This window comes from Methyloversatilis sp. (genome assembly GCF_030698125.1).
Classification (GTDB): domain Bacteria; phylum Pseudomonadota; class Gammaproteobacteria; order Burkholderiales; family Rhodocyclaceae; genus Methyloversatilis.
In genome coordinates, this window is sequence record NZ_JAUYNV010000012.1 from 1 (window position 1) to 5140 (window position 5140).

Sequence of the window (5140 nt, forward strand, 5' to 3'; positions counted from 1 at the left end):
AGAAACTTCTCCCGCCGCGTCGGCTTGCGACGCGCCGAGTACTCAAGATCGGCGAAGCTGGCTTGCTGTTTCATCTGGACGGTTGCGCGTATCGGGATGACCCGAGCATTCTACGGGGACGGGGTTAAATCAGTGTTTCCCAAGCACCCACTAATTGTTATTTGGCCGGTTCGAAATGCACAACGGTTACCGCGCCATTGACATTGTCAGCCATGAAGCGAATCTTATCCCCTGTCTTCATCTGGTCCAACCAGGCGGCATTGGAAACCTTGAAGACCATGGTCATCGCCGGCATGTTCAGGTTGGTCAGCGGGCCGTGCGACAGTGTCACCTTGCCGGCGGCCTTGTCCACTTTTTTGACCTGGCCGTCGACCATTTGCATTTCAGCGGACGCGGCGGCAGGTGCAGCCATGGCATGGCCGGCATGGTCGCCTGCAGCCTGGACCGAAACGGTGCCAAGGGAGGCAAAGGCAATCAGGGAGGCGGTGATGAGTGTTTTCATGGGTTTCTCCGATTAGGATCAATGTTTGGCAAAGATGCTGGTTTCACCGCCGGACTGAACCAGCAGCGTGTTGTAGGGAACGGGTTTCAAACTTTCCATGCCTGGCGAACCGGGGGGCATCGATGGCACCGCGATGCCGAGGGCTTTCGGTTTTTCCCTGAGCAGGCGCTGGATGTCGGCAACCGGCACGTGGCCTTCGACCACATAATCGGCCACCTTGGCGGTATGGCAGGAGCCGAGGCGGTCTGGCATCCCCAGTTGCTTCCGGGCTGCTGGGACGTCCATGACGTTGTGCGCGCGAACCTCAAAGCCCGCGTCTTTCAGGTGATCAATCCACTTGCCGCAGCAACCGCAGTTCGGACTCTTGTAGACATCGACCATTTCGCTTGCCGTTGCGGCGGAGGAAAGGCCGGCACCGAAGGCTGTGATCAAGGCGAGAACAAGGACGGGGTTACGCATGGCAAGACTCCTGTTTGAATCGAGTGGCGTCAGTATGGATAGCCAATGCCAACAATTGGCTGTCCCGCTGATTACATGTTTGCAATGTTTGACCGCTTAGTGCTTGTGCGCCCCATGGTCGTGACCGTCGGCTTTTTTTCTCTTGCCCGCCGGCTTTTCAGGCACCTCGGCAGGCTTTGCTTCGTGGTCGTCATGCCCATGGTCGTGGCCCGCGACTCCGCCATGCGAGTGCCCGTCGCTCGCCGCGACCATTTGCTCATAAGCGGGTGCCGATAACAAAGACATCTTTTGCAGAAAGGCTGCCAGATCCCAAATGGCTTCGTCTTCCATGCCGCCCTTCGACCAGGCTGGCATGCCGGAAGCCTTGATGCCGTGCTTGATGATCCAGAAATCGCGGGCGGCATCACGTGAAGGGGGTGATGTCGGCTTCTCCGACAGATTGGGTGGCGTGGGATAGAGCCCCTTGCGTATTTCCGAGTCGGGAGCCTCCGGCGACAAGTGGCAATTGACGCACATCGCCGCATAATTTCCCGCCCCGCGTCGAACCCGCTCGGGATCGGCAAGATCAGTCGGAACTTGGATGTCACCGGTGCGGCTGGCAATGGCCCTTTCGCGGGCAAACGTCAGCGCTTGGTAGGTGAAGGAACTATGGGGGGTATCGGCCCCGACATCGACGATGCCGGCCATGACGACGACCCCGGCGGTCGCGGCGCCCAGTCCAACGGCTGCCAAGGCGCCCAGAAGCATTTTGTTCATGATGGATTTCCTTTAATTTTGGTGTGATTTCAGTGTTGACCGTGGCTGACAGGTTTCCTGACCACGACTTCCTGCGATTGCGGCTTTTCGGTCGAACGCATGGCGCCCTTACCGGCATCGTGGCTGCGGGTTGCGGCAGCAACCGGCCCGGTCCATTCGTAAGCTTGTGTGCCCTTGGGTTGTTTGTACCATCCAGGATCGCGGTAGTCGCCCGGTTTCTGGTCGCGACGGACTTTGAGTACAGAAAACATGCCGCCCATTTCGACCGCCCCATACGGTCCCTGGCCGGTCATCATCGGCAGGGTGTTGTCGGGGATGGGCATTTCCATCTCGCCCATGTCGGCCATGCCGCGCTCGCCCATGACCATGTAGTCGGGGATAAGGTCAGTGATTTTCTTGACTACGTCCCGATGGTCGACGCCGATCATGGTCGGCACGTCGTGCCCCATGGCGTTCATGGTGTGATGACTTTTGTGGCAGTGAAAGGCCCAATCGCCTTCTTCGTCAGCAAGAAAATCAATCTGCCGCATCTGGCCGACCGCCACGTCGGTGGTCACCTCGGGCCAGCGCGAACCGATCGGCGTCGGACCGCCGTCGGTGCCGCTGACGACGAATTCATGTCCGTGCAGGTGCATGGGATGGTTGGTCATCGTCAGGTTCCCGATCCGTATGCGGACCTTGTCACCCTTGCGGACGTTGAGCGAATCGATCCCCGGAAAGGAACGGCTGTTCCAGGTCCAGAGGTTGAAATCAAGCATTGTGTTGACCTTGGGCGTGTAACTGCCCGGATCAATGTCGTACGCGTTCAACAGGAAGCAAAAATCACGGTCGACGGGCTCGATAAGTGGGTGGCGGTCTTTCGGATGGGTTACCCAGAACCCCATCATTCCCATCGCCATCTGAGTCATCTCGTCGGCGTGCGGGTGATACATGAAAGTACCGGGGCGACGCGCGACGAACTCGTAGACAAAGGTTTTTCCGACCGGAATCTGCTTCTGATTGAGACCGCCTACGCCATCCATGCCGCTGGGCAGGCGCTGGCCGTGCCAGTGAATGGTCGTGTGCTCCGGCAGACGGTTGGTCACAAAAATGCGCACCCGGTCGCCCTCGACCACCTCGATGGTCGGCCCGGGGCTTTGCCCGTTGTAGCCCCAGAGGTGGGCCTTCATGCCGGGCGCGATTTCGCGGACAACCGGTTCTGCAACCAAATGGAACTCCTTGACGCTGTTGTTCATACGCCAAGGCAGGGTCCAGCCATTTAAGGTGACGACTGGATTATAGGGGCGGCCGTTGGGCGGAGTCAGTGGCGAGGCCGTGTCCGGGTTGTCCATGGAGACCAGTTCGGGCAACGCGGCAAGCGCGACGGAACTAACGGATGCAGCAGCCACGGCTCCGCCGGCCATGCCAAGATTTTTGAAAAATTCGCGACGTGTGCTCATGGTGGATCTCCCCTTAATGGTCGGCGCGGCCGGTGGCCGCAATGGTGGCTCGGGCCGATGCGTTCAACGACGGCTTGCCGATCATCGCCATCTCCAGATCGCCGCGAGCAATCCAGAAATCGCGCAAGGTTTCGATATAGCTGTTAACGCTGCCGATCTGCGTTCGGGCATCCGCGAGCAGATCGAAAACACCAATCAACATGCCGTTGTAGCGGAGCATGTTCTCCTCAGAAATCCGCTTGTTAAGGGGAACCACCTCGTCGCGGAAATGACGGGCGATGTCGTAATTGGTTCGATAGGCGTGATAAGCCTCACGAACCTCCGAGCGGGCATTGATTGCCGACTCGCCGGCACGCTCCACCGCCTGCATGTAAATCGATTCAGCCTTGACCACCTTGGAACCCCCCCAATCGAAAACCGGCAATTCGAAGCTGATTTCGTAGCCTTTCTTGTAGCCGCTGTCGCGTGCGCCTTCAAGCACCCGGGCCGGGCCGACTTCGAGGACGTTGATGAAGCGGGTCGCCTTGGACAGGCCAAGATTCTTCGCCAGCGCCTCGGTTTCTAGGCGGATTGCCTGCAGATCGAGGCGCTGATCGAGCGCCGCTTGTTCGACACCCGGCAACTCGTCGACCGTCTTGGGCAAATCGGGGAGTCGTTCGGGCAAGCGAATGGCGTTGCGATCAGGCAGGCCAAGGATGCGAGCAAGGCGTTCGCGAGCCGCGATTGCCGACTGTTCCGATCTGGCCAGGTTCAAGGCGGCATCGGCATAGAAGGCCTGCTCGCGTGCCTGGCGTAGTTTGCTGAAGTTGCCCACCTGCGCCATGCGCCGTGCCAGTTCGGCGCCGGCCTCGGCTGCCTGCCTGATTTTGCGTAGATACCGCACGGACTCTTCGGCGGCCAGTGCCGTGTAATAAGCTTGGCGAGTCTCGGCGGCCAGGCGGGCCACATCGACCACTGCCAGTTGCTGCGCCTGGGCGAATTTGCGTTTCTCCACCTCCACCGCCAGCGGCATGGTGATCAGGGCGAAGATGTTGAAGGTCAGCGCCTGTTCAATCTTGAATTCCCGGATACCGTTCTCCGGCTTGCTGGCACGCAGCATCGAGAAATGGGGATTGGGCAAGCGCCCGGCCTGCACCAGTTCGGCCTCGCTGATGCCCAGATCGAAAAACGCCGCCTGCAAGCCGCGATTGTTGTAGAGCGCAAGCTGGATTGCGTCATCCGCCGTTAGCGGCTTGGCGAGCAGTTCGCCGACACGGGTTTGCAATGTCGTGCGCTCCGAATCGCTGCGCGCCCATTTGACGTCCTTGTCCAAACGCTCGCGGGTCGTTTGCTCGACACGGCCGAATCCGCCGGTGGCCGAAAACGTGGCGCAACCGGCCAAACCGAGAATGCCGACGGTGGCGACAAGAAGTTTTCCGCGCCGCATCGGCGTAAGCGTCCGACCGCCACCGTCTTCCCTTCCCTGATCCAGCGCGTAATCATCGCCCGCACTCGGGCACCTCAATGTTGTGTCCACAAAGGAGATCATGGACACAAATCCCCGAACGGGACGCGCGTACAAGCGCGGCCCTTACAAGCGTCATCCGGCCGCGTTCAAGCGCGCCGTGGTGGAAGCGTCTTTTGCACCCGGCGCATCGGTATCGCGTGTAGCGCGCGAGCACGACATCAACGCCAACCAGGTCTTTCTGTGGCGCAAGCTGTATCAGGACGGTCTGCTCGGGGACGATGAGCCGGCGCTCTTGCCGGTGCACATTGACGAGCCGGCCCGCTCACCTGCACCGGTCGAACCCATCCGCACGCCAGCACCCGGCGGCACGCTGACGGTCGAGTTCGGCGAAGTGACGCTGCACATCGAAGGCCGGCCTGATGCCGACACGCTGGCGCAGGTGCTCGCGCAGCTGGCGGCACGATGCTGATTCCGTCCGGCACCCGCATCTGGCTGGCGGCGGGGGCCACCGACATGCGCCGCGGCTTCGACGGGCTG

The 5140-nt window shown here is 60.5% G+C and carries 6 protein-coding genes; 1 reads left to right on the forward strand and 5 read right to left on the reverse strand.

The window, feature by feature from the left end; translation table 11 throughout:
* Positions 1–157 precede the first annotated feature (157 nt).
* The 5 genes from Q8Q80_RS05585 to Q8Q80_RS05605 all read right to left on the reverse strand — a co-directional run bounded on the left by Q8Q80_RS05585 (position 158) and on the right by Q8Q80_RS05605 (position 4582).
* Complete coding sequence (locus Q8Q80_RS05585; protein WP_305631980.1) at positions 158–502, reverse strand: copper-binding protein; 345 nt, start codon at positions 500–502, stop codon at positions 158–160.
* 18 nt (positions 503–520) lie between these two features.
* Positions 521–961 (reverse strand): DUF411 domain-containing protein, encoded by a 441-nt coding sequence (locus Q8Q80_RS05590; protein ID WP_305631981.1) that lies wholly within the window; start codon positions 959–961, stop codon positions 521–523.
* 96 nt (positions 962–1057) lie between these two features.
* On the reverse strand, positions 1058–1717 hold the full coding sequence (locus Q8Q80_RS05595) for a cytochrome c (RefSeq protein ID WP_305631982.1): 660 nt from the start codon (positions 1715–1717) through the stop codon (positions 1058–1060).
* A gap of 29 nt (positions 1718–1746) precedes the next feature.
* Positions 1747–3156, reverse strand: coding sequence for a multicopper oxidase family protein (locus Q8Q80_RS05600; protein ID WP_305631983.1), 1410 nt, complete (start codon positions 3154–3156; stop codon positions 1747–1749).
* Between the two features lie 13 nt (positions 3157–3169).
* On the reverse strand, positions 3170–4582 hold the full coding sequence (locus Q8Q80_RS05605; protein WP_305631985.1) for a TolC family protein: 1413 nt from the start codon (positions 4580–4582) through the stop codon (positions 3170–3172).
* 100 nt (positions 4583–4682) lie between these two features.
* On the opposite strand from Q8Q80_RS05605, the gene Q8Q80_RS05610 reads away from it, so the two are divergent.
* Complete coding sequence (locus Q8Q80_RS05610; protein ID WP_305631984.1) at positions 4683–5072, forward strand: transposase; 390 nt, start codon at positions 4683–4685, stop codon at positions 5070–5072.
* The last annotated feature ends 68 nt before the right edge of the window (positions 5073–5140 follow it).

Coding starts and splice junctions, on each gene's coding strand:
- Q8Q80_RS05585 (WP_305631980.1), bottom strand. CDS start 502: ATGAAAACACTCATCACCGCCTCCCTGATTGCCTTTGCCTCCCTTGGC.
- Q8Q80_RS05595 (WP_305631982.1), bottom strand. CDS start 1,717: ATGAACAAAATGCTTCTGGGCGCCTTGGCAGCCGTTGGACTGGGCGCC.
- Q8Q80_RS05590 (WP_305631981.1), bottom strand. CDS start 961: ATGCGTAACCCCGTCCTTGTTCTCGCCTTGATCACAGCCTTCGGTGCC.
- Q8Q80_RS05605 (WP_305631985.1), bottom strand. CDS start 4,582: ATGCGGCGCGGAAAACTTCTTGTCGCCACCGTCGGCATTCTCGGTTTG.
- Q8Q80_RS05610 (WP_305631984.1), top strand. CDS start 4,683: ATGGACACAAATCCCCGAACGGGACGCGCGTACAAGCGCGGCCCTTAC.
- Q8Q80_RS05600 (WP_305631983.1), bottom strand. CDS start 3,156: ATGAGCACACGTCGCGAATTTTTCAAAAATCTTGGCATGGCCGGCGGA.